Raw genomic sequence first — 26549 nt, 5'->3', positions numbered from 1 at the left:
TGGACGAAACGGAGATCGACCCGATGAAGAAGACCCTCCTGGCTGCCGCTGCCCTCGCCCTGACCCTGCCGATGGCCGCCCAGGCCCAGGGCCTGCTGCCCGGCGCCCAGCGCGGCGCCGAGGACGGTGCGGCGGCGGCCGGCCCGGTCGGCGCGATCGTCGGTGGTGCGGTCGGCGCCGCGACGGGCGCGGTCGGCGGCCTGCTCGGCGTCGACGATCGCCCGCGCTTCCGCTCCTACGCCGTGCGCCAGCACCGCTCCTACGACTGGGACGGCGATGTCGCCGTCGGCACCGTGCTGCCCTCCTCGGGCGTGAGCTACTACGAGGTCCCGTCCGATTACGGCATCCGCGGCCGCCGCTACACCGTGGTCAACGACCGCGTCGTGCTGGTCGATCCGGGCACCCGCCGCATCGTGCAGGTGATCGACTAACCGTTACGGGCGCCGCCTTCGGGCGGCGCAAACCTGGCGTACAGGAAGCCCCGGTCTTGCACCGGGGCTTTTTGCTGTCCGGTCGCGTGAAATCGTGTCGGCCGTTGCGTCGGAACCTGCAACAAATCCGGCTTGATCGTCGTTCTTGTTGATGATCGGGGCAGGCGGATTGACACCTGCGCCACGGACACTCGACGAGACGAATCCCAATGCCTTCCGACCCGCACGGGAACCACGACGCCGCGCTGCCGCAGCCGGTGCGCGAGCACCTCGGGCAGCAGCTCCGCTCGGCCTACAATGCCGAGGCCGAGAAGCCCGACTATCTCGGCGATCCGAGCCTGCCGCCGGAATTCACCCCGCAGCTGCGCCGCCTCGAAGGCCGCCTGAAGGCCCACGACACCGGCCGCGAGGCGGTGGAGGATGCGCTCAACGACATCCTGCGCGAGTTACCGGCGAAACGGTGAGCGTCACCGCCGCGCCGCCAGCAGGTCGCGGATCTCGGTCAGCAGCTTCACGTCGGCCGGATCGTCCTTCTTCACCTCCTCGCGCCGCACCAGCTGGTTCATGCCGCGGATCACCAGGAACAGCACGAAGGCGACGATCAGGAAGTTGAGCGCCACGGTCACGAACTGGCCGTAGCCGAGCACCGCGCCCTGCTTCTTGGCCTCGGCATAGGCCAGCCCGCTCTGCACCTTCGAGGACAGCGGCAGATAGTAGTTCGAGAAGTCGAGCCCGCCGGTGATCGCGCCGACCGTCGGCATGATCACATCCTGCACCAGCGAGGTGACGATGGCGCCGAAGGCCGCGCCGATCACCACGCCGATCGCCAGATCGACCACGTTGCCGCGCAGGGCGAATTTCTTGAATTCCTCGATCATGCCTTGAATCTCCGCGGAGGGGCTTTCCGTGCGGGCAATTCTGCCCCGCGCAGGCCGACGTCGCGCGGGCCGCACCCGTCCGGTTAAGCTGGGGCGGAGACGCGCGACGGGGAGTCGTCCGATGGCGGATTGGGATGCGGGCCAGTACCTGAAATTCGCCGACGAGCGCACGCGGCCGGCCGCCGACCTGCTGGCCCGGGTGCCGCTCGAAGCGCCCGCCCGGGCGGTCGATCTCGGCTGCGGGCCGGGCAACAGCACCGCGCTGCTCGCCGCGCGCTTTCCCGAAGCCCGGATTACCGGGCTCGATTCCTCCCCCGCCATGCTGGAGGAGGCGCGTCGGACGCTGCCCGCCGTCACCTTCGTCGAGGCCGACCTCGCCGCCTGGGAGCCGGACACAGCCCCCGACCTGATCTTCGCCAATGCCGTGCTGCAATGGCTGCCGGACCACGCCGCCCTGCTGCCGCGCCTCGCCGGCTTCCTGGCGCCGGGCGGCTGCCTCGCCGTGCAGGTGCCGGACAATCTCGACGAGCCGTCGCACCGGCTGATGCGCGAGGTGGCGGAGGAGGCGCCGTTCGGCGAGGCCCTGGCCGGTGCCGCGGGCGCCCGCACCCCGCTCGGGACGTTCCAGGATTACGACACCTGGCTGGCGCGGGCGGGCTGCACCGTCGATTTGTGGCGCACCACCTACGTCCACCCGCTGCAAGGGCACCGCGGCATCGTCGAGTGGGTGCGCTCCACCGGCTTGCGGCCGTTCCTGGCGCCGCTCGATCCGGGGACCCGGGCGGCCTATCTCGCCCGCTACGAGGATGCCTTGCGCCGGGCCTATCCGATGCAGGAGGACGGGCGGGTGCTGCTGCCGTTCCCGCGGCTGTTCATCGTGGCGCGGCGGGTGTGAGCGACGGTCATCACAGCCCGGTCGATCCGATCGCTCTTCCGATCCTACCCGCGACCTCATCCTGAGGTGTCGGCGATCGGAGATCGCACGCGATCGAAGATCGACTGACCTCGACGGAGGGCCTCCAGAGAGCACAGAGGCTTCTGGAGCCCTCCTTCGAGGCTTCCTACGGGTCGAATGCGATTTTCGATCGCCAGCACCTCAGGATGAGGTCGTCGATTGGATGGAGAGAGTGCCTACGAGTCTTTCCTTGTCCAACCGGTCGAGCGCTCAGGCCGCCGACGCGTCGTCGCCCGGGGCCGAGGGGGCCTGCAGTACCTCGGCCTTGAGCTTGCGCCGGTACTGGGCGGCGCCGATCGGGATCGCGCAGAGATAGCCGAGGCTCAACAGCGCCAGGATCTCGAACGGGAAGCTGATCAGGAGCCCGAACGCCGCCACCGTCACGACGAAGATCGGCAGCACGTATTCCCGCGGCACGCGCTTGCCGACGGTCTTGCCCGAGAAGGTCGGCACGGTGGAGATCACCATCAGGGCGATCACCAGCATGTAGATCAGCGCCACCGGGGCCAGGGCCGGCGACATCTCGAAGCCGAGGAAGTGCAGGTAGAGCGGCAGCATCACCGTCAGCGCGCCGGCCGGGGCCGGCATGCCGACGAAGAAGTCCTTCTTCCATTCCGGCCGGTTGGGATCGTCCAGCATCACGTTGAAGCGGGCGAGCCGCAGGGCCATCGCGATGGCGAAGATCAAGGCGACGATCCAGCCGACCGACTTCAGGTTGTGCAGCACGAAGGTGTAGAGGATCAGCGCCGGGGCGCAGCCGAAATTGACGAAATCGGCCAGCGAATCGAGCTCGGCGCCGAAGCGCGAGGTGCCCTTGAGCAGGCGCGCCACCCGCCCGTCGACGCCGTCGAGCACCGCGGCGGCGATGATGGCGATCACCGCCGGCTCGAACTTGCCCTCGAAGCCGAAGCGCACGGCGGTCAGCCCGAGGCAGACCGCCATCAGGGTGATCATGTTGGGGATGATCATCCGCACCGGCACCGGCTTGAACCGGCGGGGTTTGGGCTCGTTCGGTTCCGGCGCGAAGGGCGGGAAGAGATCGTCCATGGTGAGGCCTCCCCGGTCAGGTGCGGCGGAACTGCCGCACCGGGCCGGTCCCGCGCAGGTCGGCGAGCACGGTCTCGCCGGCCACCGCCTTCTGGCCGAGGCCGACCAGCACCCGCGTGCCCGCCGGCAGGTAGACGTCGACCCGCGAGCCGAAGCGGATCAGGCCGAAGCGGTCGCCGACGGTGAGGTCGTCGCCGGGCTTGACCCAGTCGACGATGCGCCGCGCCACGAGGCCGGCGATCTGCACCACGCCGATCCGCACCGGCTCGCCGTCCTGCCGGGTCTCGATCACGAGGCCGTTGCGCTCGTTGTCCTCGCTCGCCTTGTCGAGCTCGGCATTGAGGAAGAGGCCCGGGGTGTAGTGGACCTGGTCGATCCGGCCGGTGACCGGCACCCGGTTCACGTGGCAGTCGAACACGTTCATGAACACCGAGATGCGCAGCATCGGCACCGAGGGCAGGTCGAGTTCGGAGGGCGGCAGCACGGTGCTGATCAGGTTCACCCGCCCGTCGGCCGGCGAGACGATCAGGCCGTCGCCGACCGGCACGACCCGCTCGGGGTCGCGGAAGAAGTAGCAGACCCACAGCGTCAGCAGCAGGAAGATCCAGCCGAGGAACTGCACGAAGGTGCCGGCGAGCACCGTCAGCACGATGCCGATCGCGATGAAGGGGTAGCCCTCCTTGTGGATCGGCACCAGCACGCGGCGGATCGTCTCGAACAGGTCGGTCATGAGTCCTCGGGGTCGGTCCTCGGGCCTTGTGCCGGCCGCGCGCGGCCGGTCCAGCGCCCGCGGATGGCAGGCGCGTGGCGCCACGTCAATCATCCGATCGACGCGGGAGGGCCCGCTTGTCGGCCATCGCCTGGAGAATGTTGGAGAAATCGTCGGTCCAGGGACGCCGCGCCAGGTCCGGGGCGATCCGCTCCCAGGCCGGATCGGTCGCGAGCGCGCCGAGATGGGCGGGATCGCGGGCGAGCACCGCGACCGTGCTCGCGGCGCGGAACCGCACCGGATCGAAGGGGAACGATTCGCGGGCGACGTGGGTCGACAGGCCGAACTCCGCCCCGACCCGGGCCAGGATGCGGCCGAGATCGAGGTGGCGGTTGGTGATGTGCATCGCCAGCACGCCGTCCGGCGCGAGCTTGGCGAGGTAGAGGGCCAGGGCCTCGCGGGTGAGGAGGTGGGCCGGGATCGCGTCGGACGAGAAGGCGTCGACGACGAGGGCGCCGAGCCCGCCCGGCGCTTCGGCGAGGGTCAGGCGGGCATCGCCCAGCACCACCGGCATGTCGGGACCGCAGGCCGCGAGGAAGCGGAATTTCTTCGGATCGCGGGCGATGCGGGCCACGACCGGGTCGATCTCGTAGAAGCGCCAGGCCTCGTCCCCGGCCCGGTGGCAGGCGAGGCTGCCGGTGCCGAGCCCGACCACCGCGACCCGGCCGAGGGAGCCGCCCCGCGCCGCGCGGACCTCCCGGATCGCCGTGCCGAGGGGTCCTTCCGGCGTGTAGTAGACCAGGGGCTCCGGGGAGCCGTCGGGTTTCGCGAGCCGCATCGCCCCGTGCACGGTGGTGCCGTGCATGAGCAGGCGCATCGGCCCGTCCGGCGTCTCGACGATCCGATGGATGCCGAAGAACGAGCGCAGGCTCACCGCGGCCTCCGCCTGCATCATCGCCAGGCAGGCGGAGACGGCGAGCAGGCCGGCCACGGCGACGCGGTGCGGGTCGCGCCAGCTCGCCGCCAGCAGGCCCGCGCCCGCCAGCACGAGGAGCTGCGGCATGGCGGCCGCCCCCAGGAGCGTTCCGGCCAGGACCATGATGGCCGCCGCGCCCGCGCCCGCCAGCGCGCTGGGCCCCGCCTCGGCGAGCCAGGCGCGCGCGCTGCCGGAGAAGAAGCCGGGCCGGCAGGCTAGGGCGGCGACGAGCAGCACCGGGTACTCGACCACCCGCGAGACCACGAGCGGCGCGACGAGCCCGCAGGCGATGCCGCCCAGCACCCCGCCGAGGGAGACGCAGACGTAGAACTCGGTCAGCCGGTCGGGCGCCGGCCGCACATGGTAGAGCGTGGCGTGGGCGATCAGGGCGCTGACGAAGAACAGGCCGAGATGGAGCGCGAGCCCGCCCCAGAGCCCGAACCCGATCGGGAAGCTCGCCAGCGCCAGCGCCGTCCCCCAGACCTGGAGGCGCAGCAGCCTGCGGCCGGGCAGGGCCGTCCCGTCCCGGAACGCGATCGCGAAGGTGAGGAGGAAGAGCGCGAGCGGGACCACCCACAGCAGGGGCGTCGCCGCGATGTCGGTCGAGATGTGGGCGGTGACCGAGACCAGGAGCGCCGAGGGCACCAGGGCGAGGCCGATCCAGGCGCCGCGCCGGCGCCAGCCGGGCGCCGCCGAGGCCGATGCGACCCGCGCCTCGTCCGCGCCCGCCGCGCCCGCGCTCGCGGCCAGGCCCGATGCCAGGACGAGGAGGCCCAGCAGCACGAACCCGCCGCACCAGGCCTCGGCCTGGGCCCGCAGCGGCAGCACCGGCTCGATCAGGACCGGATAGGCGACGAGGGCGGCGAAGGAGCCGATGTTGGAGGCGGCGTAGAGGAAATACGGATCGCGGGCCCGCGGATGGCCAGATCGGGCGAACCACGCCTGGAGCAGCGGGCCGTTCGCCGAGAGGGCGAAGAACGGCAGCCCGACCGCGGTCGCGAACAGCCCGACGAGCCAGAGCGCCTGGTTCTCCACCGGCGGAGGGCCGAAGCCCGCCGGCAGGCCGATGGGCAGGGCGAGCCCCGCGACCAGCATCAGCCCGAGATGCAGGGCGAGCGCCGCCCGGATGCCGAGCCGCCGGGCCAGCAGATGGGCATAGAGGTAGCCGCCGAGCAGCAGGGCCTGGAACACCACCAGGGCGACCGACCACGTCGCGGAGCTGCCCCCGAGGCGCGGCAGCACCATCTTGGTGAACATCGGCTGGACCGAGAACAGCAGGAACGCCGACAGGAGCAAGGCCGCGGCGGCGGCCGGGACCTGCGCGCGGGCGAGGGCCGGGCCGAGGCGGGGGGCCGTGCGGAGCGTGGTGGTCGGCATGGGATCGGTCCGGCGGCGACGGGTCCCGTCATAGCCGCCCGCGATTTAAGATGCCGTGTGGGAGAGCGATCGGGAGACGGGATCGGGCACGGGTTTCATCTCTCCCCCGCTCTCGCACGGGCTGTCGCAATCACGCATCTCGGTCCGGGTCACGCGGCCAGCCGCGCCTCACGACACCGAGGCCGGCTCCGGCGCCTTCGCCACCGGCCCCGGAATCTCCCCCGGCTCCAGATGGGTGCGCAGGCTCGCGCCCTCCTCCGCTTCCGCCCGCTTCAAGGCCTCGCGGGCGGCCTCCGCCTCGCGCTGGCGGTTCCACATCGCCGCATAGGTGCCGCCCTGGTCCAGCAGCGCCAGATGGGTGCCGCGCTCGGCGATGCGGCCCTGGTCGAGGACGATGATCTCGTCGGCACCGACCACGGTCGAGAGGCGGTGGGCGATGACGAGCGTCGTGCGGCCCCGGCTCACCCGGTCGAGGGCGTCCTGGATCTCGCGCTCGGTGAAGGAATCGAGCGCCGAGGTCGCCTCGTCGAGGACCAGGATCGGCGGACCCTTCAGGATCGTGCGGGCGATGGCGACGCGCTGCTTCTCGCCGCCCGAGAGCTTCAGGCCGCGCTCGCCCACCGGGGTGTCGTAGCCCTCCGGCAGGGCGGCGATGAACCGGTCGATCTGGGCGAGCGTCGCTGCCTCCCTCACCTCCTCCTCGCTCGCCTCCCAGCGGCCATAGCGGATGTTGTAGCCGATCGTGTCGTTGAACAGCACGGTATCCTGCGGCACCATCCCGATCGCGGCGCGCAAACTATCCTGCTGCACCGACGCGATGTCCTGCCCGTCGATCGTGATGCGGCCGGCTTGCGGCTCGTAGAACCGGAACAGCAGGCGCGACAGGGTCGACTTGCCGGCGCCCGAGGGGCCGACGATCGCGACGGTGCGGCCTGCCGGCACCGTGAAGCTGATGCCGCGCAGGATCGGCCGCTCCGGCACGTAGGCGAAATGCACGTCCTCGAACCGCACCACCGCCTCGCCGATCGCGAGCGGAGCGGCAGCCGGCCGGTCGGCGATCTCCGGGTTGCGGTGCAGGATCCTGAACATGTCGTCGATGTCGATCAGGGCCTGCTTGATCTCGCGATAGATCATGCCCATGAAGTTGAGCGGCATCGAGAGCTGCACCAGCATGGTGTTGACCAGCACGAAGCCGCCGATCGTCGCCCGCCCGGCCATGATGTCGCGGGCAGCCAGCCACATCACCACGCTCATGCCGATCGTGAAGATCACCGCCTGGCCGGCATTCAGCACCGCAAGCGAGACGTAGGTCTGCGTCGAGGCCTTCTCGTAGCGGGCCATCGACTGGTCGTAGCGGGCGGTCTCGCGGGTTTCCGCACCGAAGTACTTCACCGTCTCGTAGTTGAGCAGCGAATCCACCGCCTTGGTGTTGGCATCGGTGTCGGAATCGTTCATCCGCCGGCGGATGGCGATGCGCCACTCCGTGGCCTTGTAGGTGTAGCCGAGATAGGCCGCCACCATCACCAGCACGACCAGTGAATAGGACAGGCTGAACTCGTAGGCGAGCGTGCCGAGCACCAGCAGGAACTCGACGATGGTCGGCACCAGCGTCAGCACCATCAGGCGCGACAATTCCTCGATGCCGTTGCGGCCGCGCTCCAGCACCCGGGTCAGGCCGCCGGTCTTGCGCTCCAGGTGGAAGCGCAGGGACAATTGGTGCATGTGCCGGAAGGTCTGGAGCGCCAGGCGCCGCACCGCGTGCATCGCCACCTTGGCGAACAGCCCGTCGCGCACCTGCGTCAGCAGCGCCATGGCGATCCGGGCGGCGCCGTAGAGCAGGATCATCAGGGCCGGCGCGGCCCAGATCCCGGTCGGGACGCTCTCCTCCTTGCCGCCCACCACCGCCACCAGGGCGTCGGTCGCCCATTTGAAGGTGAACGGCATCGCCAGGGTGACCACCTTGGCGACGAGCAGCAGCCCGAAGGCGGTGAAGACGCGGCGCTGCAGGTCGGGCCGGCCGTGGGGCCAGAGATAGGGCCACAGGCGGCGGTAGGTCGCGACGAGGCCGGGCCGCTCGGGCTCGGCCGGGGGGATCTGGGTGGTGGACAAGGGACCGGTTCCGGACGGGATCGGCGCCGCATATAGGCCAGGACGCGACGGGGAGACAGCGCGCCCGACGCGGCCCGGACCTGCGGCGGGGCGCACCCGCGCGGCGGTCGACCTGAGACACCTCGCGCGATCGGGCGCGATCGGGTCAGCCGCGGCTTTCCGGCTCCCGCGCTTGCGGCCCCTCGCCCGGCAGCACGAAGACCTGGCCGGGATAGATCCGGTTGGGATCGCGGATCTGGCCCTGGTTGGCGTCGAAGATCACGGTGTAGCGCAGACCCCGGCCGTAGGCCCGGCGGCTGATGCTCCACAGGTTGTCGCCGCGGATGACCTTCGCGGTGCTGACACCGGGCACGAATACCGTGCCGGGATCGACCGGATTCGGCGATGCCTCGGCGACCGACGATGGCGGTGAAGCCGCGACCGTTCCGCCCGCGGACGGTGCGGCTGCCGAGGGGGCGGCTGCGGGGCCGGTGGTGGCAGGCGCGCCGCGCAGCAGGGTCTGGCGGGAAGGGGCTTCGGCGGGGGCCGGCCGGTCGAGGCCGGGCGGCACCGCGAAGGCGGTCTCGGCCCGGGTCTTGACCGCGCCGGAGGCGGGATCGACCTGGTCGATCCGCACCCGGTAATCGCCCGGCTTGACCCCGCTCCCGATGGTGAAGGCGACGCGGCCATCGGGTCCCGCCTGGCCCGGCGCCACCAGCGTGTCGTTGAGGTAGAGGCGCAGGTCCGCCTTGGGCGCGCCCTGCGCGGTGACGTAGAGCCGCCCACCCGGCTCGGCATCGACGCCGACGACCTTGACCGGCGGGGAACCGGCAAGGGACCTGGTCTCGGGCTTGATCTCGGCCTTGGCCTCCGCCTTGCCGGATTCGATCTTGCCGGGCTCGGCCTTGGGCGCGGTGTCCGGCAGGGAGAGCACGGCGGTCGGCCGGCCGGGCGCCGTCACGGCGACGAGGGGCCTGGTGCGGCGGTCCTGCGCCACCACCACCACGGCGCTGGCCCGGCCGGCGGCTTTGGCGCCGTCCGATGCGGTGCTGCGCAGGGTGATCTCGTGGCTGCCCGGCGGCAGGACCGGCGGCACCAGGGCGAAGTTGCCGGATTCGTCGGCCTTGGTGCGGGCGAAGGGCTGGCCGTCGCGCAGCATCTCGACCTCGGCCCCGGGGCGGCTGCGCCCGGCGACCACGCTCGCCCCGTCGGGCTCGACCCGGATGACGTCGAAGGCCGGCGCCTCGTCCGCCTCTGGCTTGGCGGGGGCATTGGCGGGGGCATTGGCTGGGGACTCGGCCGGCAGGGCGGCGAGCGGTTTGACGGCCGGGGCGGGCGCCTGCGTCGCGGTCGTCGCTGCCGGCTCGGCTTCCGGCGAGACGAGCGAGAACAGCCGCGTTCCACTCGCTGCGACGCCGATGAGCACGAACCCGGCGACGAGGCCGACGCCTGCGAGGACGATGCCCCTGCGCAACTCGGTCGTCCGCAACTCGGTCGTCATGGCGCAACACTCCCGCTCACGGGTCCTCCCGCCGATGGCCCACGCACGACCGCGCGACCTTTCGCCTCCGGTCGACACGCCCGCGCCATCACCCTCATATTAACAGGACTGGCGGGGCGAGACCACGCGGCGCTCACAAGCGCGGCGCGGCCGGAAACTTGCGTGGCGACGGCCGGGTATCGGCTGCGAACGGTGCGGAGACTCGATGCGGACGGTTTGCGTGTATTGCGGCTCGGGGTTCGGCACCGATCCGGTCTTCGAGGCGGCGGCGCGGGCGCTGGGGCGCCAGCTGGCCGAGGCCGGCATCGCCCTGGTCTATGGCGGCGGCAATGTCGGGCTGATGGGCACGGTGGCACGGGCGGTGCTCGACCATGGCGGCCACGTCACCGGCATCATCCCGGACTTCCTGAAGTCGCGCGAGCGCATGCTCGACGACGTGCAGGAGACCATCGTGGTCTCCGACATGCACACCCGCAAGAAGCTGATGTTCGACCGCTCCGACGCCTTCGTGGCCCTGCCCGGCGGCATCGGCACCCTGGAGGAACTGGTCGAGCAGATGACCTGGTCGCAGCTCGGCCAGCACGCCAAGCCGATCCTGCTGCTCTCGGTGGCCGGGTTCTGGGCGCCGTTCCTCGGCCTCCTCGACCACATGCGCCGCACCGGCTTCATCCGCGAGGGGCTGGATCTCAGCTACCTCGTCGCCGAGGAGCCGGACCAGGTGGTGCCGATGCTGCGGGAGGCGATCGCCAAGACGGTGCCGCGGCCTGAGGCCGAGGCGCTGATCGAGGAGAAGTTCTGAGCCTGCAGCGGCTCATGAGAAGGCCTGCCACCTCCGGCACATTCAGGAGCCGGCGGTGGCAGGCTCCGCACTCTCGCCTACCCTCAACCTCATCCCGAGGTTGTGGATGGATAAGCACATAACGCCACCAGGAGCCCATCTTGACCACGGCCCCGGACTCGAAGCCCCCGAACGACATGCTGCCCTACCGCCTGATCACGGGTAAGGACGACGCCCATTTCTGTCGCCGTATCTCGGAGGCGCTGGCACTCGGCTACCGGCTGTACGGCTCGCCCTCCTGCACCTTCAACGGCACGGATGTGATCGTGGCGCAGGCCATCGTCTGGCCGTCGGTGGTCAAGGAGTGAGGGCGGCACGAGGGGCGGTACGCCGCCCCTCGGCCCATGGTTCTACGAGCCCACCGTCCAGGTAGTGGTGCCGTCCTTGTTATCCTTCACCGTCACCCCCAGCGCCGTGAGCGCGCCGCGGATCCGGTCGGATTCGGCCCAGTCCTTGCGGGCGCGGGCGTCCTTGCGCTCGGCGATCAGCCGCTCCACCGCCGCCGCATCGACACCGGAGGCCGCCACCGCCGCCCGCTCGCGCTCGGACTTGGTCTGACCGAGCAGGCCGAGCAGGCCGGCGCCCGCCTTCAGCGCCGCCGGGTCGTCGAGGCGGTGCACCTCGCCGAGGGCCGCCGGGGTGTTGAGGTCGTCGAGCAGCGGCTCGAGCACGCTGTCGGGCGCCGGACCGGGCTCTGCGTCGCCGACGGCGTCGTACCAGCGGTCGAGGGTGCGGCTCGCCTCCTCCAGGCCGCGGAGCGTCCAGTCGATCGGCTGGCGGTAATGGGTGCGCAGCATGGCGAGGCGCACGACCTCGCCCGGCCAATCCGCCAGCACCTCGCGCAAGGTGACGAAGTTGCCGAGCGACTTCGACATCTTCTCCCCCTCGACCTGCAGGAAGCCGTTATGGAGCCAGATGTTGGCCATCACCGGCGTGCCGAAGCAGCAGCGGGACTGGGCCACCTCGTTCTCGTGGTGGGGAAACACCAGGTCGATGCCGCCGGCATGGATGTCGAAGGTCTCGCCGAGATGCTTCCAGGCCATGGCCGAGCACTCGATATGCCAGCCCGGACGCCCCGGGACCGTGATCCCGCCGGGCGAGGGCCAGGACGGCTCGCCGGGCTTGGACGGCTTCCACAGCACGAAATCGAGGGGTGAGCGCTTGTAGGGCGCCACGTCGACCCGGGCCCCGGCCTCCATCTCGTCGAGGGGGCGGCGCGACAGGGCGCCGTAATCGGGCATCGAGGGCACGTCGAACAGGACGTGGTCCTCGGCCACGTAGGCGTGCCCAGCGGCGACGAGGCGGTCGATCAGCGTCGTCATCTCGACGATGTGGTCGGTCGCCCGCGGCTCGATCATCGCCGGAGGCTTGCCGGCCACGTTCACGTCCCCCGGCATCAGGATGCCGAGGCGGCGGATGTCGTCGTGGAACTGCGCCAGCGTGCCGTCGGTGAGTTCGCGGATGGTGATCCCGCGCTCGGCCGCCCTTGCGTTGATCTTGTCGTCCACGTCGGTGACGTTGCGGGCATAGGTCACCGCCTCCGCCCCGTAGAGGTGGCGCAGCAGCCGGAACAGCAGGTCGAAGACGATCAGCGGCCGGGCGTTGCCGATATGGGCGGCGTCGTAGACGGTCGGGCCGCAGGCATACATCCGCACCCGGCCCGAATCGATCGGCCGGAGCGGCTCCTTGGCCCGGGAGAGCGTGTTGTAGAGGCGCAACAGCGAGGCCATGAAACACCTGCGGGACGGGGTCGGGCCGGGGCGCCGCGCGGGGCACCGGCCGAGGTTCTAAGTCGTTGCCGGATCGGGCTCGGTCCCGTCCGGCGGAAGGCCCGAGCGGCGCCCGTGCCGGCGACCGAGGCGGCCGCCTGTTGCACGGGTGAGACGCCCGAACGAGCCGATCCGGGTTAGCTCAAATCCGTGAGCAATTCGAGAAGGCAGACGCCGCCGGGTGCAAAGCCCTGCCGGACCCTGCGTAATCGCCCCGCTCGCACGATGCGTAGAGAGATTGTTTACCACCCACGCCCAGTGTCGGGCCGGAGCCGGATGCCGACGGCTCCGATCAGAAGGTTTGCCCCATGCGTCGCACCCTCGCCGTCCTCAGCGCCCTCGGTGTCCTGGCCTCCGCCACCGCCCCGGCGCTGGCCGCCTCGCAGGGAACCGGCCAGGGAACCGGCGTGGAGAAGACCTTCCTGATCCCCTCCAGCGACGGCTACGGCGTCGCCGAGTGCCTGACCACCGGCGGCGAGTGCGGCCAGGTGGTGGCGGATGCCTGGTGCGAGTCGCAAGGCTACGCCAAGTCGGCCTCCTACGGCATCGCCGCCCAGGACGAGTATACCGGCGCGATCGAGGCGGCTCCCGCCGTGAAGACCTCGGAGCGCCCGATCCGGATCACCTGCCGGGATTGATCGGTTTCTGAGGAGGGAGCTGTCTGCTCGATAGCAGGGCAGCATCCGCTTCATCCAATCCTGGACCTCATCCTGAGGTGTCAGTCCATCGGAGATGGACTGACCTCGAAGGAGGGCTCCAGACACCTCCACGATCCCTGGAGCCCTCCTTCGAGGCTCCTTTCAGTCGCACCTCAGGATGAGGTCGAGAGTGGGATCAATATTCAGATCTCAACGGGTAGTCTGGCAGGCCGCGCGGCCTGCCCTGCATGCGACACCCGCTTCGCCGGATCGCGCATGCCCCGCTGGCGCGCCGCGCAGATCCGCCTATCTCGGGCCCTATGCGCCGCAGGAAGCGGCAGCCGGGAACGCAGGGCATGATCCGAAGCCTCGTCATCGTCGCCACGGCCCTGCTGCCGACCCTCGCCGTCGCGGCGCCGCGGCCTCGCGCGGCCGTCGTCCCCGGCCTGCCCGGCTACGATTGCCGGATGTGGACCCCCTTCGACCACGACGCCGTCGGGCCCTACGCCCGCCCGGGCGCCCGGCCGGTGCGGGCCGCGAGCGGCTGGGGCGGCACCGCCTACGGCTACGGCACCGGCGGTGCCTCGGCCTCCGGTGCCGTCGCGTTTCCGGCCGACAGCGCGGCGGAGTGCGACATCGGCGAGCTGACCTTCGGCCGCACCGGCCTCGACATCCTGCCGCGCTGAAAGGCCCGGCTCGGCAGTCTGTTCGAGTGGGCCGACCGAGTTGAAACCCTCGATGTCATCCCGGGGCCGCGAAAGCGGAACCCGGGATGACGGGAAGACATGCGTGCGCAATCGATCGACGCAACTGCTCAAACAGACTCTCAGAGCCTGTTTGAGCAGCAATTTCTGAAAAATACATGAGATTATTGGGGGGATATCCTACCCACCACCTCATCCTGAGGTGCGACTGAAAGGAGCCTCGAAGGAGGGCTCCAGAAGCCTCCGCGATCCCTGGAGCCCTCCTTCGAGGTCAGTCGATCTTCGATCGACTGACACCTCAGGATGAGGTGGATGGGTAGGACATCTCATGCTCACCGTCGGATTTTGGCTGTCAAATCCGCTCAAACAGACTTTCAGGTGCCCGGCCGGTCGTGCACCGCCTTGGCGAAGAAGTCGGTCCATGCCTTCGGCCGGTTCTTCAGCACGCCGGCCTTGGCCAGGTGGTCGGCCTGGAGCATCGTGCCGTAGGGCGTGGCCGAGAAGACGACGCCGGGCTGCTTCATCATCGCGACGAGTTCGTCGGGCGTGAACTTCTCCTTGGTCGCCGCCAGGTAGATCTCGGCGGCCTTGTTCGGGTCGTCGCGGATCAGCGCGTTGGCCTCGTCGATGGCGGCCAGCACCGCGGCGGTGGTCTTCGGGTTCTGGTCCATGAACTTGCCGCGGCCGAACACGATGGCGTTGCTCAACGGCCCGCCGACCACGTCGTAGGAATTGAGCACGACGTGGATCTTCGGGTCCTTCAGCTCGATCTGCTGGTAGGGCGGCAGCGAGAAGTGGCTGTTGACCTCGCTGGTGCCCCCCAGCAGCGCGCCGACCGCGTCGGGATGGCCGAGCTGCACGGTGAGCGCGTCGAGCTTGTTGCGGCCGGCCTCGCCGAACTGGCGCTCGGCGGCGATCTGGAGCATCACCGCTTGCGCGGAGACCTTCACGGTCGGCACCGCGATCCGGTCCTTCGCCGAGAAGTCGGCCAGCGTCTTCACCGCCGGGTTGCGGGTGACGAGCATCATCGGGGCGCCGGCCGAGGCGGCGAGACCCTTCACCTCGCCGCGGGTGCGGTCCCAGGCGAGCAGCAGGTTGGTGGCGCCGCTGGTGACGAAATCGACGTTGCCGGAGATCAGCGCATCGACCGAGGCGCCGCCGCTGGTCAGCGTGACCCAGCTCACCTTCACGTCGCCGAGGCCGGCCGACGCGACGTGCTTCTCGACCAGGCGCTGCTGCTCGGCCAGCACCATCGGCATGTAGATCAGGCCGGGCTGGCGGGTGAAGCGCACCTCGCCGGTCTCGGCGTGCGCGGCGGAGGTGGCGAGGCCGAGCGCGACGGCCAGCGCGCCGACGGCGCGCCTGAGGAACGGCATGGGCGAATGCTCCCTGGTCTCGGCCCCTGTCCGGACGCTTCGATCGAGCGCCCGCCGGGGCCGTTCAGGGAGCCAGGGTCCGGAAATGTCCCGGACACGTCAACCCGCGACGAAAGAAGCAGGCGTCAGGCCGAGACGGCGGAGGAGGTCTCGGTCCGATGATGGGCGGCGCGGCTGCGATTCGCCACCATGCGGTCGTGCAGACGGACGATCGTGCGCGAGCCGGTCGAGGTGAAGGCGAAGGGCAGGATGCCGTGGACGAGGCAGGCGAGCCCGCCGGCGATCATGCTGAGCCCGAAGCTGGTGGCGACGCCCATATGCTCGACATAGGTCTCGCCGACGGCGGCCGGGTGCTCGGAGAAGGACAGCTTCGACATGGGGATTTCCAAGGGTCTCGGTGGTCTCGAAAGGCAGGCTGAGGATCGCACGGACCCCGCGAAGGCGGATTGCGAATTTTCCTCCGTTTTCGCATGATCGCGCAATCAGGTTGCGCCAGAACGCGATCGGTTGGGAAAATTTCGCGTGGACGAGTTCGACCGGAAAATCCTGTTGTGCCTCCAGGAGAACGCGGCCGAGTCGCTCGAGGCGATCGCCGCCCGGGTCGGCCTGTCGGCCTCGCCGTGCTGGCGGCGGATCCAGAAGCTGGAGGCGCAAGGGGTGATCCAGCGCCGGGTGGCGCTCCTCGATCCCGACCGGATGCGGGTCGGCGTCACGGTCTTCGTCTCGGTGCGGACCAACCGGCACAATGCCGACTGGGCCGAACGTTTCTGCGCCGCCGTGGCGCAGATCCCCGAAGTGGTCGAGTTCTACCGCATGAGCGGCGAGATCGACTACTTGCTGCGCATCGTCGTGCCCGACATCGCGGCTTATGACCGGGTCTACAAGCGGCTGATCCAGTCGGTCGAACTCTACGACGTCAGTTCGGCCTTCGCGATGGAGCGAATCAAGTACACCACCGCCCTGCCGGTGACTTACGCTGAGTAAGACCAGGTCCAATCATGATGGCGCGGGTCTGGCCTGCGCCGGGCGCCGGTTGCTTTCCGGGCCGATCGGTTTAGCTGCCGCCCTCGTCCCCTCCCCTGCCCGACGAAGCCCGCGACCATGACCACCTCCCGGACGACGCGCCGTCCCCTCGTGATCGCCGCCGTCATGGCGGCGATGGCCATGGTGGCGATCGAGGCGACCATCATCTCGACGGCGATGCCGGGCATCGTCGGCGAGCTCGGCGGGCTGTCGCTCTATGCCTGGGTGTTTTCCGGCTTCCTCCTGACCCAGACCGCCGCCACCATCGTGTTCGGCAAGCTCGCCGACATCCATGGGCGCAAGCCCGTGCTGCTCACCGGCATCGCGGTGTTCCTGGCGGCCTCGGTCATGTGCGGCTTCGCCTGGTCGATGCCGGCGATGATCGCCTTCCGGCTGATCCAGGGCATCGGCGCGGGCGCGATCCAGCCGGTCTCGCTCACCATCGTGGGCGACCTCTACTCCGCGCAGGAGCGCGGGCGGATCCAGGGCTTCCTCGCCAGCGTCTGGGCGATCTCGGCGGTGGTCGGGCCGGTGGCGGGCGGCTTCATCATCGCGCACGCCTCATGGTCGTGGATCTTCTGGATCAACCTGCCGGTCGGCCTCGTCGCGAGCGCGCTGTTCATCGCCTTCCTGCACGAGGGCGAGCGGCGCGAGCGCCGGCCGGTCGATGCGGCGGGCGCCGCCCTGTTCACCGTCACGGTGGCGGCCCTGATGGTGGCCCTGACCGAGGCCGGCGAGGCACGCTGGACGATCGTCGGCATCGCCGCCGGGCTCGGGATCGTGGCGGCCATGCTGCTGGCGTTCCAGGAGCGGCGGGCGCGGGAGCCGGTGATCGACGCCGCGCTCTGGCGCCGCCGGCCGATCGCCGCCGCCAATGCCACCTCGCTGCTGGCCGGCATGGCGCTGATCGGGCTCACCACCTTCCTGCCGATGTACGTCCAGGGCGTGCTCGGGCAGACGCCGATCGTCGCCGGCATGGCGCTCACCGTGATGGTGCTCGGCTGGCCGATGGGCGCGACGCTGGCGGCGCGCTCCATCCACCGCTTCAGCCTGCGCCGCATCCTGGTCACCGGCAGCCTGATGCTGCCGCTCGGCGCCATCGCCGTCGTGACGCTCCAGCCCGGCAGCCACCCGGTCCAGGCCGGGGCCGGCTCGCTGATCATGGGCTTCGGCATGGGGCTGGTCAGCAACGCTTCCCTGATGCTGATCCAGGAGATCGTGCCCTGGACCCAGCGCGGCAGCGCCACCGCCTCGAACATCTTCTCGCGCAACCTCGGCAGCACGCTCGGCGCCACGGTGTTCGGTGCGGTGCTCAATCACGGGCTCTCGGCGGCGGGCAGCACCGTCACGGCGGACAGCCTCCAGCAGGCCCTGGCGGCGGGCGGCCTGCCGGGCGAGGCCGAGACCGTGCGGCTCGTGCTCCAGCACGCCCTGCACCAGACCTTCTGGGCGGTGCTGATCATCTCCGCGGCGGCCTTCGCCACCGCGCTCCTGGTGCCGCACGTGGCCCTCGGGCGGGCGCGTGAGGTGCCGGCGGAGTAGGCCTCTCTCAAGAAGCCCGCGCCCGCGGATGGGCGGCGTCGAAGGCGTCGAGCAGGCGGGCGGCATCGACCTTGGTGTAGACCTGCGTCGTCGCCAGGGAGGCGTGGCCCAGGAGTTCCTGGATCGCCCTGAGGTCGCCCTGGCGGGCGAGCAGGTGGCTGGCGAAGGAGTGGCGTAGCGCGTGCGGCGTCGCGGTCGAAGGCAGCCCCAGCGCGCCCCGCATCGACGCGACGGCGAGTTGCACGATGCGCGGCGAGAGCGGACCGCCCTTGGCACCGACGAAGAGCGGACCCTCCGGCGGCAGGGCGTAGGGGCAGAGTTTCAGGTAATCCTCCACCGCGGCCTGGACCTGGGCGATGGCCGGCACGCTGCGGGTCTTCTGGCCCTTGCCGACCACCGTCACGGCGTCGACCCCATCGATGGGCGCATCGCGCCGCGTGAGGCCGAGCGCCTCCGAGATGCGCAGGCCCGAGCCGTAGAGGAGCGCCAGCACCGCGGCGTCGCGGGCCAGCACCCAGGCCGGGCGGTCCTCGCCGGCGCGGATGTCGGGACTCGCCATCGCGACCGCGGCGGCGACGGGAAGCGGACGGGGCAGGCGCCGCTCGACCTTGGGCGAGCGCACCGCCGACAGAGCCGCGACGCTGCCATGGCCCTCCCGGTCGAGGTGGCGGGCAAACGAGCGCAAGCCGGCGAGTGCCCGCATCAGGCTGCGCCCGCCGACGCCGTCCTGGCGCCGCGACGCCATGAAGCCGCGCACGTCCCGGGGCTTGAGCCCGATCAGGGTCGGGATGTCGGGATTCCGGCCCCCCTTGGCCAGGTGGGCGAGGAACTGGCGCAGATCGCGCCGATAGGCCTCGACGGTATTGGGCGACAGGCGCCGCTCCGAGGCCATTCCTTCGAGCCAGGTAATGGCCGCCGCCCGCACGTCGGGGGCGCCGGGCAGCAGCAGGTCGACGGGGTCTGCGTCGGACATCGGGGGCCGGGCTCCGGTTGGGGGGAGACGAGTAGGCCCCGGATCGGGTTTATGGTGGGTTGACGCCCCCGGTCAGGCGGGGGTGAAGCGCAAGGTGACGCCGTGGCGGGCGCTCGCGCCCGGCGCCAGCAGGCGTTGCGAATCGCGCTCCGCCAGCTCGCCGGAGAAACCCATCCAGTCGGCGTGGCCGGTCCAGCATTCGAGGGACAGGAACGGCGCAGTCGGCTTGGTCCAGACCGCGAGATGCGGGAAGTCCTCGACCTCCAGGGCGATGGTCGCGCCCGAAGGCGCCGTGAAGCGCATCGCCCGGCTGCGGGCGTTCAGGAATACCAGCGCCTCGGTGAACATCTCGGGATCGAGGGGCAGGGTGTCGCCGGCGAGGGGCAGGGCCCGCTCGCTGCGCACCAGCAGCCCGCCGGGCCCGACCTCCGGCACCGCCGGCCGCTCGGGATGCGCGAAGTGCACCGCGTAGCCGCCCCCGGCCACCCGTTCGCCGCCGGCGAAGGGCCAGGGAAAGGCCGGGTGGAAGCCGAGGCCGTAGGGCAGCGGCTCGGAGCCGGGATTATGGACCTCGCAGGCGAAGGTCAGTGCCCCGTCGGTCACCGTGGCGGTGACGTCGAGGCGGAAGGCGAACGGATAGGACTGACGGGATTCTGGCGTGTCGGTCAGGCGCAGGGTCACGCTGTCCTCGGCCTGCGCCACCACCGTGAAGCGGCTGTCGCGGGCAAAGCCGTGCTGCGCCATCGGGTAGCTGTGGCCCGCCACCGTGACGGCGCCCCCGGCGGAGGCACCGACGACCGGGAAGAGCCAGGGCGCGTGCCGGTTCCAGTGCGCCGGATCGCCCGACCACAGGTACTCGGTGCCGCCGACCCGCCAGGAGACCGGCTCGGCGCCGGCGAGGGCGAGGCGGGCGGCGGTGGCGCGGTGGCGGATCTCGACGATGTCGGTCATCGGGGCCTCATGCAGCGGCGGGCTGTCAGAAGGCCCGCGCGTGAACCCTCCCCCCTCTGCGGGGGAGGGTGGCGAACGCAGTGAGCCGGGAGAGGGGCAGCGCGACGTTGATCCAGTTGGCGCCCGTCAGAACGGCTCCGCTTTATCCGGAAACGGCGTCCCCTCTCCCGCCCCACTCCGTGGGGCACCCTCCCCCGCAGAGGGGGGAGGGTTCGAGGGGGCGCCGTTGCGGCAATGCCGATTTCGGGTGCGCGAGCCAGAAGAGCCCGCTCCCTTTACCCCCGCCGGGCGTTGTTGCTGCGCCGGGGCTGGCGGGGACGCGGCGGGACCTCGGCCTCGCCCCCGGCCAGGGCCTCGACCTGGAGGTCGGCCGGGCCGGTGCGCGGGAAGGTGTGGGCGAAACGCTCGGCGGCGCCGCCGCGGACCTCGAACTTGGTCTCGCGGTCGAAGATGCGGATCGCGCCGATCTCCTCGCGGGTCACGTCGCCGCGGCGGCACAGCATCGGCAGCAGGCGGCGCGGATCGGCGTTGTCGCGCCGGCCGACATTGAGGCGGAACCACACGCTCGACCCGAACGGGGCGCGCGGGCCGTCCCGCGGGGTGGTCTCGCGCTTGGTCGTCGCGCCGCGGCCGGTGGTGAAGCCCGGATCGGTGACCTCCTCGGGCGCCGGCAGGCGCGAGCGGTAGGCCCGCACCAGGGCGGCGGCGAGGTCCTCGGCCGAGCGCTGGGCGAGCAGCGACTGGGCCATGGCGCGGTCCTCGTCGCTCACCTCGTCGGTGACGAGCGGGTCCTGGAGCAGGCGCTCCTGGTCGAGGGCGCGGATCTCGTCGGCCGGCGGCGGGCCGGACCAGACCGGCACCACGTTCGCCCGCACCATCAGCTCCTCGGCCCGGCGGCGGCGCGACGGCGGCACCAGGAGCACGCTGATGCCCTTGCGCCCGGCCCGGCCGGTGCGGCCGGAGCGGTGCTGCATCACTTCCGCATCGTTGGGCAGCTCGGCATGGATGACGAGGCCGAGACCCGGCAGGTCGATGCCGCGGGCGGCGACGTCGGTGGCGACGCAGACCCGCGCGCGGCCGTCGCGCAGGGCCTGGAGGGCGGCGTTGCGCTCGCCCTGGCCGAGCTCGCCCGAGAGCGCCACGGCCTGGAAGCCGCGCTCGGTCAGCACCGCCTGGAGGTGGCGCACGGAATTGCGGGTGTTGCAGAACACGATCGCGGTGCGCGCCTCGATCTGGCGCAGGGTGTTGACCACCACGAGCTCGGTCTCCCGCGGCAGGATGCGGAAGGCGCGGTACTCGATGTCGGCATGCGCCTTGGTCTCGCCGACGACCGCGATGCGCATGGCGTCGCGCTGATAGGACTCGGCGAGCGCCACGATGCCCTTCGGCAGGGTGGCGGAGAACAGCAGGGTGCGCCGCTCGGCCGGGGTGGTGCCGAGGATGAATTCCAGATCCTCGCGGAAGCCGAGGTCGAGCATCTCGTCGGCCTCGTCGAGCACCACGGCGCGCAAGGCCGACGGGTCGAGGTTGCGGCGCTCGAGATGGTCGCGCAAGCGGCCGGGCGTGCCGACCACGATGTGGACGCCGTCGGCGAGCCAGCGGCTCTCGCGCCGCGGGTCCATGCCGCCGACGCAGGAGACGACGCGGGCGCCGGCCGGGCCGTAGAGCCAGGACAGCTCGCGGTGGACTTGGAGCGCCAGCTCGCGGGTCGGCGCGATCACCAGCGCGAGCGGCGCGCCGGGCGCGGGCAGCATCTCGGCGTCGCCGAGGAGGGTGCGGGCGAGAGCGAGGCCGTAGGCGACGGTCTTGCCGGAGCCGGTCTGGGCCGAGACGACGAGGTCGCGCCCCTCGGTCTCGGGCTCGAGGACGGCGGCCTGGACCGGCGTCGGGTCTTCGTAGCCGCGGTCGGCGAGGGCCTTGGCGAGGGGGGCGGGTAGAACAGGAAAAGGCACGTGGATTCGATCCCAGGTAATGGCGACGCGCGGGGATCGAATCGGCTCCGGAGGCCCAAGGCTTGGTAGCACATGGCCTCATCAGAGGGCCGGCCGCATGGCGGCGGGCGCTCGCGGCGCGCGGGGAATCCCTACGGTCTTTTCGTGGAGGAGGCAGCCATTACAGGGGTTGGGGCCGGAGGTCCACCCCGCACCCCGCATGGGTGGCACCTCCTCAAGGGATGCCCCGGACGGGATGATTCTCGGCGGGATGATTCTCGGGGATCACCCCTCGATGATCGCCCGGATCCGCCGCGCCAGCAGGTCGACCGGGAAGGGCTTCGTGACCATCTGCATCCCGGGGGCGAGAAACCCCGCCATGGCGGCGTTCTCGGCATAGCCGGTGATGAACAGCACCTTGAGCCCCGGGCGATGCTCGCGGGCGGCGTCGGCGAGTTGGCGGCCGTTGAGGCCCGGCAGGCCGACATCGGTGACGAGAAGGTCGATGCGGGCGGCACCCCGCAGGGCCGCGAGGCCGGCCGGGCCGTCCTGGGCCTCCAGCGCCCGGTAGCCGAGGTCGCGCAGCACGTCGACGATGAGGCTGCGCACCGCCGGCTCGTCCTCCACCACCAGCACGGTCTCGCCGCTGCCGGCGGGCGGCGCGGCCGGGCCGGGGGCCGGGCCCTCCGCCTCGCCGAGGGGACCGTCGTGACGGGGCAGGTAGAGCGCCACGGTGGTGCCGCGGCCGACCTCCGAGGCGATGACCGCGTGGCCCTCGGACTGGCGGGCGAAGCCGTAGATCATCGAGAGCCCCAGGCCGGTGCCCTGGCCGATGGGCTTCGTGGTGAAGAACGGGTCGAAGGCGCGGCGCACCACCTCGGGCGGCATGCCGGTGCCGGTATCGGTGACGGCGAGGCGGATATAGGCGCCCGGCGCCACGTCGCCGTGGGCGGCGGCGAAGACCCCGTCGAGGGTGACGTTGCGGGTCTCGATGGTGAGGTGCCCGCCGTCGGGCATCGCGTCGCGGGCGTTGATGGCGAGGTTGAGGATCGCGCTCTCGAGCTGGTTGGCGTCGCAGAGCGTCGGCCACAGGCCCTCCGTGAGGCGCGTCTCCAGGGTGACGGTCTCGCCGAGCGTCCGGCGCACAAGATCCTCCAGGGAGGCGACGAGGGCGTTGGCATCGACGGGGCGCGGGTCGAGGGGCTGGCGCCGGGCGAAGGCGAGCAGCCGATGGGTCAGCGCCGCGGCCCGGTGGGCCGAGGTCAGGGCCGCCTCGATGTAGCGCGCGGCCACGTCGGTGCGGCCCTGGGCCAGGCGCGTCGACAGGAGGTCGAGGGAGCCGACGATGCCGGTGAGCAGGTTGTTGAAGTCGTGGGCGATGCCGCCGGTGAGCTGGCCCACCGCCTCCATCTTCTGCGACTGGCGGAAGGCCTCCTCCAGCTCGCGCTGCTCGGTCACGTCGCGCCCGACCGCGTGCAGGTGCTCTTCCCCCGGCACCGCGGTCCAGGACAGGATGCGGTAGGAGCCGTCGGCGTGGCGGTAGCGGTTCTCGAAGAGCAGCGTCGCGTGGCCGTCGGCGAGGCGCCTGGTCTCCGCCAGCGTGCGCTCCCGGTCGTCCGGGTGGACGAGGTCGAGGAACGGGCGGCCGATGAGATCCTCGGCGGTCCAGCCGAGCACCGCGTGCCAGGCGGGGTTGAGCGCCGCGATCGTGCCGTCGAAGCGCGCGACCAGCATCACGTCCTTCGACAGGCGCCACATCCGGTCGCGCTCGCGGGTGCGCTCGGCGACCTGGGCCTCCAGGGTCTCGTTGACCCGCCGCAGGGCATCCGCCGCCTCCCGCCGGACCCGGGCGAGGCGCAGGTTGGTCTCGACGCGAGCCAGCAGCTCGCGGGCCGAGAACGGCTTGATCAGGTAGTCGTCGGCGCCCGCGGCCAGTCCCTCGATGCGGGCCTCCTCGCCGGCCCGGGCCGAGAGCAGGATCACGGGGATGCCCCGGAGCGCGGGATCGTCCCGCAGGGCGGCGAGCAGGCCGAACCCGTCGAGGCCGGGCATCATCACGTCGGAAAGGACGAGGTCCGGGGCGTGGCGGCGGGCCGCCGCCAGAGCCGCCTGCCCGTCGCCCACCGCCTCGACGACGTGGCCGCTGTCGCCGAGCAGGCGCCCGACATAAGCGCGCATGTCGCCGTTGTCGTCGGCGAGCAGCACCCGGCCGGTGAGGCCGGCGGGGCTCGGCACCTCGCCGAGATCGGGCGGGCCCGCCGCCTCCTCGTCGAGCCAGCGGGTCGCCTCCTCGACGAAGACGTGGGAGCGGGTGGCGGTCGAGATGCCGGCCCGGGCGGCGCGGATGCGATCCTGCGGCAGATGGGCCCGGCCGAGGGGCAGGCTCACCGTGAAGGTGCTGCCCTTGCCCAGCGTGCTCTCGACCCCGACCGTGCCGCCATGGAGCCGGACCAGCTCCTGGACCAGGGCGAGCCCGATGCCCGATCCCTCGAAGCTGCGACCCTGCGCGCCCTCGACCCGGTGGAAGCGCTCGAACAGCCGCGGCAGCTCGGCCTCCGGGATGCCGAGGCCGGTATCCGCCACCGACAGCACCGCCCGGCCGCCTTGCGCCCGCAGCCGCACGGTGATCGTGCCGTCGAGGGTGAACTTGAAGGCGTTGGAGACGAGGTTGAGGACGACCTTCTCCCACATCTCCGGGTCGACGAAGGCGGGCTCCGCAAAGGGTGGTCCGGGCAGGCTCGCGCAATCGACGTCGAGGACGAGGCCGGCCTTGTCGGTGGCCGAGCGGAAGCTGGAGGCGAGTTCCGCGGTGAAGCGGGCGAGGTCGAGGGGCTGGAAGGCGGCCTGGGCCCGGCCGGCCTCGATGCGCGAGAAATCGAGCAGCGCGTTGACGAGCTTCAGGAGCCGCAGGCCGTTGCGGTGGGCCAGTTCCACCAGGCGGCGCGTATCGGGATCGAGCGCGGTGGGCGGCGCCTCCAGCACCTCGGTCAGCGGTCCCAGCATCAGGGTCAGGGGCGTGCGGAACTCGTGGCTGACGTTGGAGAAGAACACGGTCTTCTGCCGGTCGAGCTCGGCGAAGGCCTCGGCCCGGCGCCGCTCGGCCTCGTAGGCGTTAGCGTTGGCGAGCCCCGTGGCGATCTGGCCGACGAACAGCTCGACGAAGCCGCGATACGCCTCGTCGACGGGTCGGTAGGGGTTCAAGCCGGCGACGAACACCCCGGCGGGGCGGCTCTGGCCCTGCTGGGCGATCGGCACGACCAGGGCGTGAGTGGGGGGCCGGTCCCAGGGGCCGGACGGCAGGGCGGCAAACAACGGGCCCAGCGCCTCGACCGGCAGCAGCACCGAGGTTTGGCCGATGGGATCGGCAGGATCGAGGTGACCCATCGCGGCGGCGGCGGCCTCGGCCGCCCGTTCGGCGGCCGGGTGGTCCGGCCCGATTCCCGCGCGGGCCAGCAGGGCCGGCGCGTCGCCCGCGAGATAGGCGAGCGCCACCGGCAGGTCGCCGGTCCCCTCCCCGAGGCAGGCAGCGACGACGGTGCCGACCTCCGCCGCGGTGCGGGCCGCCGCCATGCCGGCGCCGAGGTCGCGCAAGGACCGCAGGCGCCGCTCGCCGATGACCCGCTCGGTCTCCTCCGAGACGACGCAGAGCAGGCCGTTGACGGTGCCGGCATCGTCGGCGAGCGGGCTGTAGGAGAAGGTGTGGTAGCTCTCCTCGGCAAAGCCGCGCCGCTCGAGGAAGAGCAGCAAAGCCTCGTCCCAGGTCGCCTCGCCGGTGCGCAGCACCTGGGCGATGCGCGGCTCGATATCGGGCCAGATCTCCGCCCAGACCACGTCCGAGCGCGAGCCCAGCGCCCAGGATTCCTTGACGCCCAGCGTCGGCCCGTACGCGTCGTTGTAGAAGAACGCGAGGTCGGGCCCCCAGGCCATCCACATCGCGAAGCGGGAGCCGAGCATGATCCGCACCGCCATGGTCAGCGATGGCGGCCAGGCCTCGATCGGCCCGAGGGACGTCGCCGCCCAGTCGTGGGCGCGCAGGCGGGCGCCCATCTCGCCGCCGCCGGGAAACAGGGTCTCGTACGCGTTCGGCCGATTACCGGGCATGAGTATCGTCCAGCATGCCCCCGCGATGGCACGGGCGCCGCGGAGTGTCAAAAACCAGGCATAAAGGAATTCTGACTCGACGGGCCGGACGAGCGTATTTTCTGGAAGAACTCCGACCGACCGGGGCGTCCGGCCCGCCGGGTGCGGTTCGTCCTGCGCGGAATCAGGCGCCTTGCGCCGGCCGGCCGGTCAGGGCCCCGCCGATCTCGGCCACGATCGCCTGCGGGGGGGCACCGATCGAGACCACGAGCGGGTTCTCGTCGGGCGTCGGCTCCTCCAGGGTGCGGAACTGGCTGTCGAGCAGGCTCGTCGGCATGAAATGGCCGTGGCGGGCGGCCATGCGCCGGCCGATCAGCTCGCGGTCGCCCTTGAGGTAGACGAGGCGCACGTCCGGACGGTCGCCGACCAGGATCTCGCGATAGGCCCGCTTGAGCGCCGAGCAGGTCACCACCCCGTGCCGCCCCTCGGCCCGGAGCCGGTCGATCCAGGCCGCGATGGCGGCGAGCCAGGGCCAGCGATCCTCGTCGGTGAGGGGGTGGCCGGCCTGCATCTTCTCGACATTGGCCGGGGGATGGAAATCGTCGCCATCCTCGAACTCCCAGCCGAGCCGGCCGGCGAGCAGGCTCGCCACCGTGCTCTTGCCGGAGCCCGACACGCCCATGACCACGACGACCGCGGGAGGGGTCGGATTGCCTGCGGCATTGTCCATCGTGGCGTGTCCTCCCGTTTTCTTTGTCATTC

23 protein-coding genes are annotated in these 26549 nt (G+C 71.4%); 9 read left to right on the top strand and 14 right to left on the bottom strand.

The genetic code is table 11. The features are described 5' to 3' along the window. The first annotated feature begins 23 nt into the window (after positions 1-23). Positions 24-431 carry a DUF1236 domain-containing protein gene (locus tag AC3AOF_RS06180; protein WP_236991600.1) on the top strand — a complete coding sequence of 136 codons (408 nt, stop codon included), beginning with the start codon at positions 24-26 and terminating at the stop codon, positions 429-431. A 209-nt stretch (positions 432-640) separates the two neighbouring features. Then, entirely contained in the window at positions 641-895 is a 255-nt protein-coding gene (locus AC3AOF_RS06175; RefSeq protein ID WP_236991601.1) for a hypothetical protein, read from the top strand. A gap of 3 nt (positions 896-898) precedes the next feature. Here AC3AOF_RS06175 and mscL read toward each other — a convergent pair whose 3' ends face one another. Beyond that, the gene (gene mscL, locus AC3AOF_RS06170) at positions 899-1309 is read right to left on the bottom strand and encodes a large conductance mechanosensitive channel protein MscL (protein WP_236991602.1); all 411 of its coding nucleotides are present in this window, start codon (positions 1307-1309) and stop codon (positions 899-901) included. Between the two features lie 121 nt (positions 1310-1430). Between mscL and tam the strand changes: the two genes are divergently transcribed. Further along, positions 1431-2204, top strand: coding sequence for a trans-aconitate 2-methyltransferase (tam, locus tag AC3AOF_RS06165; RefSeq protein ID WP_488347967.1), 774 nt, complete (start codon positions 1431-1433; stop codon positions 2202-2204). Positions 2205-2474: 270 nt separating this feature from the next. Here the strand turns inward: tam and pssA are convergent, their stop codons facing one another. The 5 genes from pssA to AC3AOF_RS06140 all read right to left on the bottom strand — a co-directional run bounded on the left by pssA (position 2475) and on the right by AC3AOF_RS06140 (position 9962). Continuing rightward, on the bottom strand, positions 2475-3311 hold the full coding sequence (pssA, locus tag AC3AOF_RS06160) for a CDP-diacylglycerol--serine O-phosphatidyltransferase (protein WP_236991604.1): 837 nt from the start codon (positions 3309-3311) through the stop codon (positions 2475-2477). Between the two features lie 16 nt (positions 3312-3327). Beyond that, positions 3328-4041, bottom strand: coding sequence for a phosphatidylserine decarboxylase (locus tag AC3AOF_RS06155; protein ID WP_236991605.1), 714 nt, complete (start codon positions 4039-4041; stop codon positions 3328-3330). Positions 4042-4126: 85 nt separating this feature from the next. Continuing rightward, positions 4127-6373 (bottom strand): spermidine synthase, encoded by a 2247-nt coding sequence (locus AC3AOF_RS06150; protein ID WP_488347966.1) that lies wholly within the window; start codon positions 6371-6373, stop codon positions 4127-4129. A 168-nt stretch (positions 6374-6541) separates the two neighbouring features. Further along, the gene (locus AC3AOF_RS06145; RefSeq protein ID WP_488347965.1) at positions 6542-8482 is read right to left on the bottom strand and encodes an ABCB family ABC transporter ATP-binding protein/permease; all 1941 of its coding nucleotides are present in this window, start codon (positions 8480-8482) and stop codon (positions 6542-6544) included. A gap of 145 nt (positions 8483-8627) precedes the next feature. Then, positions 8628-9962 (bottom strand): LysM peptidoglycan-binding domain-containing protein, encoded by a 1335-nt coding sequence (locus AC3AOF_RS06140; protein ID WP_488347964.1) that lies wholly within the window; start codon positions 9960-9962, stop codon positions 8628-8630. A gap of 205 nt (positions 9963-10167) precedes the next feature. Between AC3AOF_RS06140 and AC3AOF_RS06135 the strand changes: the two genes are divergently transcribed. After that, positions 10168-10761 (top strand): LOG family protein, encoded by a 594-nt coding sequence (locus tag AC3AOF_RS06135; RefSeq protein WP_236991609.1) that lies wholly within the window; start codon positions 10168-10170, stop codon positions 10759-10761. A gap of 140 nt (positions 10762-10901) precedes the next feature. Continuing rightward, positions 10902-11108, top strand: coding sequence for a DUF1737 domain-containing protein (locus AC3AOF_RS06130; RefSeq protein WP_336886949.1), 207 nt, complete (start codon positions 10902-10904; stop codon positions 11106-11108). Between the two features lie 42 nt (positions 11109-11150). Here AC3AOF_RS06130 and cysS read toward each other — a convergent pair whose 3' ends face one another. Next, positions 11151-12530 (bottom strand): cysteine--tRNA ligase, encoded by a 1380-nt coding sequence (gene cysS / locus AC3AOF_RS06125; RefSeq protein ID WP_236991610.1) that lies wholly within the window; start codon positions 12528-12530, stop codon positions 11151-11153. 347 nt (positions 12531-12877) lie between these two features. Here cysS and AC3AOF_RS06120 point away from each other — a divergent pair, with 347 nt between their 5' ends. Both AC3AOF_RS06120 and AC3AOF_RS06115 read left to right on the top strand, forming a co-directional pair. Further along, positions 12878-13207, top strand: a complete 330-nt coding sequence (locus AC3AOF_RS06120) for a hypothetical protein (RefSeq protein WP_236991611.1) — start codon at positions 12878-12880, stop codon at positions 13205-13207. Between the two features lie 356 nt (positions 13208-13563). After that, complete coding sequence (locus AC3AOF_RS06115; RefSeq protein ID WP_488347963.1) at positions 13564-13893, top strand: hypothetical protein; 330 nt, start codon at positions 13564-13566, stop codon at positions 13891-13893. A gap of 392 nt (positions 13894-14285) precedes the next feature. On the opposite strand, the gene AC3AOF_RS06110 is transcribed toward AC3AOF_RS06115, so the two are convergent. Further along, on the bottom strand, positions 14286-15287 hold the full coding sequence (locus tag AC3AOF_RS06110; protein ID WP_236991613.1) for an ABC transporter substrate-binding protein: 1002 nt from the start codon (positions 15285-15287) through the stop codon (positions 14286-14288). 125 nt (positions 15288-15412) lie between these two features. Further along, a complete protein-coding gene (locus AC3AOF_RS06105; protein ID WP_488347962.1) occupies positions 15413-15664 on the bottom strand; it encodes a DUF6356 family protein in 252 nt (83 codons plus the stop codon). Between the two features lie 145 nt (positions 15665-15809). On the opposite strand from AC3AOF_RS06105, the gene AC3AOF_RS06100 reads away from it, so the two are divergent. Further along, the gene (locus tag AC3AOF_RS06100) at positions 15810-16271 is read left to right on the top strand and encodes an Lrp/AsnC family transcriptional regulator (protein ID WP_203156465.1); all 462 of its coding nucleotides are present in this window, start codon (positions 15810-15812) and stop codon (positions 16269-16271) included. Between the two features lie 117 nt (positions 16272-16388). Beyond that, positions 16389-17852 carry an MDR family MFS transporter gene (locus tag AC3AOF_RS06095; RefSeq protein ID WP_488347961.1) on the top strand — a complete coding sequence of 488 codons (1464 nt, stop codon included), beginning with the start codon at positions 16389-16391 and terminating at the stop codon, positions 17850-17852. Positions 17853-17859: 7 nt separating this feature from the next. Here the strand turns inward: AC3AOF_RS06095 and AC3AOF_RS06090 are convergent, their stop codons facing one another. From AC3AOF_RS06090 to AC3AOF_RS06070, 5 genes are all read right to left on the bottom strand, one after another. Beyond that, positions 17860-18825 (bottom strand): tyrosine recombinase XerC, encoded by a 966-nt coding sequence (locus tag AC3AOF_RS06090; protein ID WP_488347960.1) that lies wholly within the window; start codon positions 18823-18825, stop codon positions 17860-17862. Positions 18826-18897: 72 nt separating this feature from the next. Continuing rightward, positions 18898-19776: an aldose 1-epimerase family protein gene (locus AC3AOF_RS06085; protein WP_488347959.1), complete on the bottom strand. Its 879-nt coding sequence runs from the start codon at positions 19774-19776 to the stop codon at positions 18898-18900. Positions 19777-20051: 275 nt separating this feature from the next. Then, positions 20052-21728, bottom strand: a complete 1677-nt coding sequence (locus AC3AOF_RS06080; protein ID WP_488347958.1) for a DEAD/DEAH box helicase — start codon at positions 21726-21728, stop codon at positions 20052-20054. Between the two features lie 264 nt (positions 21729-21992). Then, complete coding sequence (locus AC3AOF_RS06075) at positions 21993-25808, bottom strand: ATP-binding protein (protein WP_488347957.1); 3816 nt, start codon at positions 25806-25808, stop codon at positions 21993-21995. A 163-nt stretch (positions 25809-25971) separates the two neighbouring features. Beyond that, positions 25972-26517, bottom strand: a complete 546-nt coding sequence (locus tag AC3AOF_RS06070; RefSeq protein WP_488347956.1) for a gluconokinase — start codon at positions 26515-26517, stop codon at positions 25972-25974. Positions 26518-26549 lie beyond the last annotated feature (32 nt).

The sequence above is a fragment of the Methylobacterium sp. 142-1Y genome (assembly GCF_057747795.1).
This window is presented reverse-complemented; position numbering and strand designations above follow the sequence as displayed.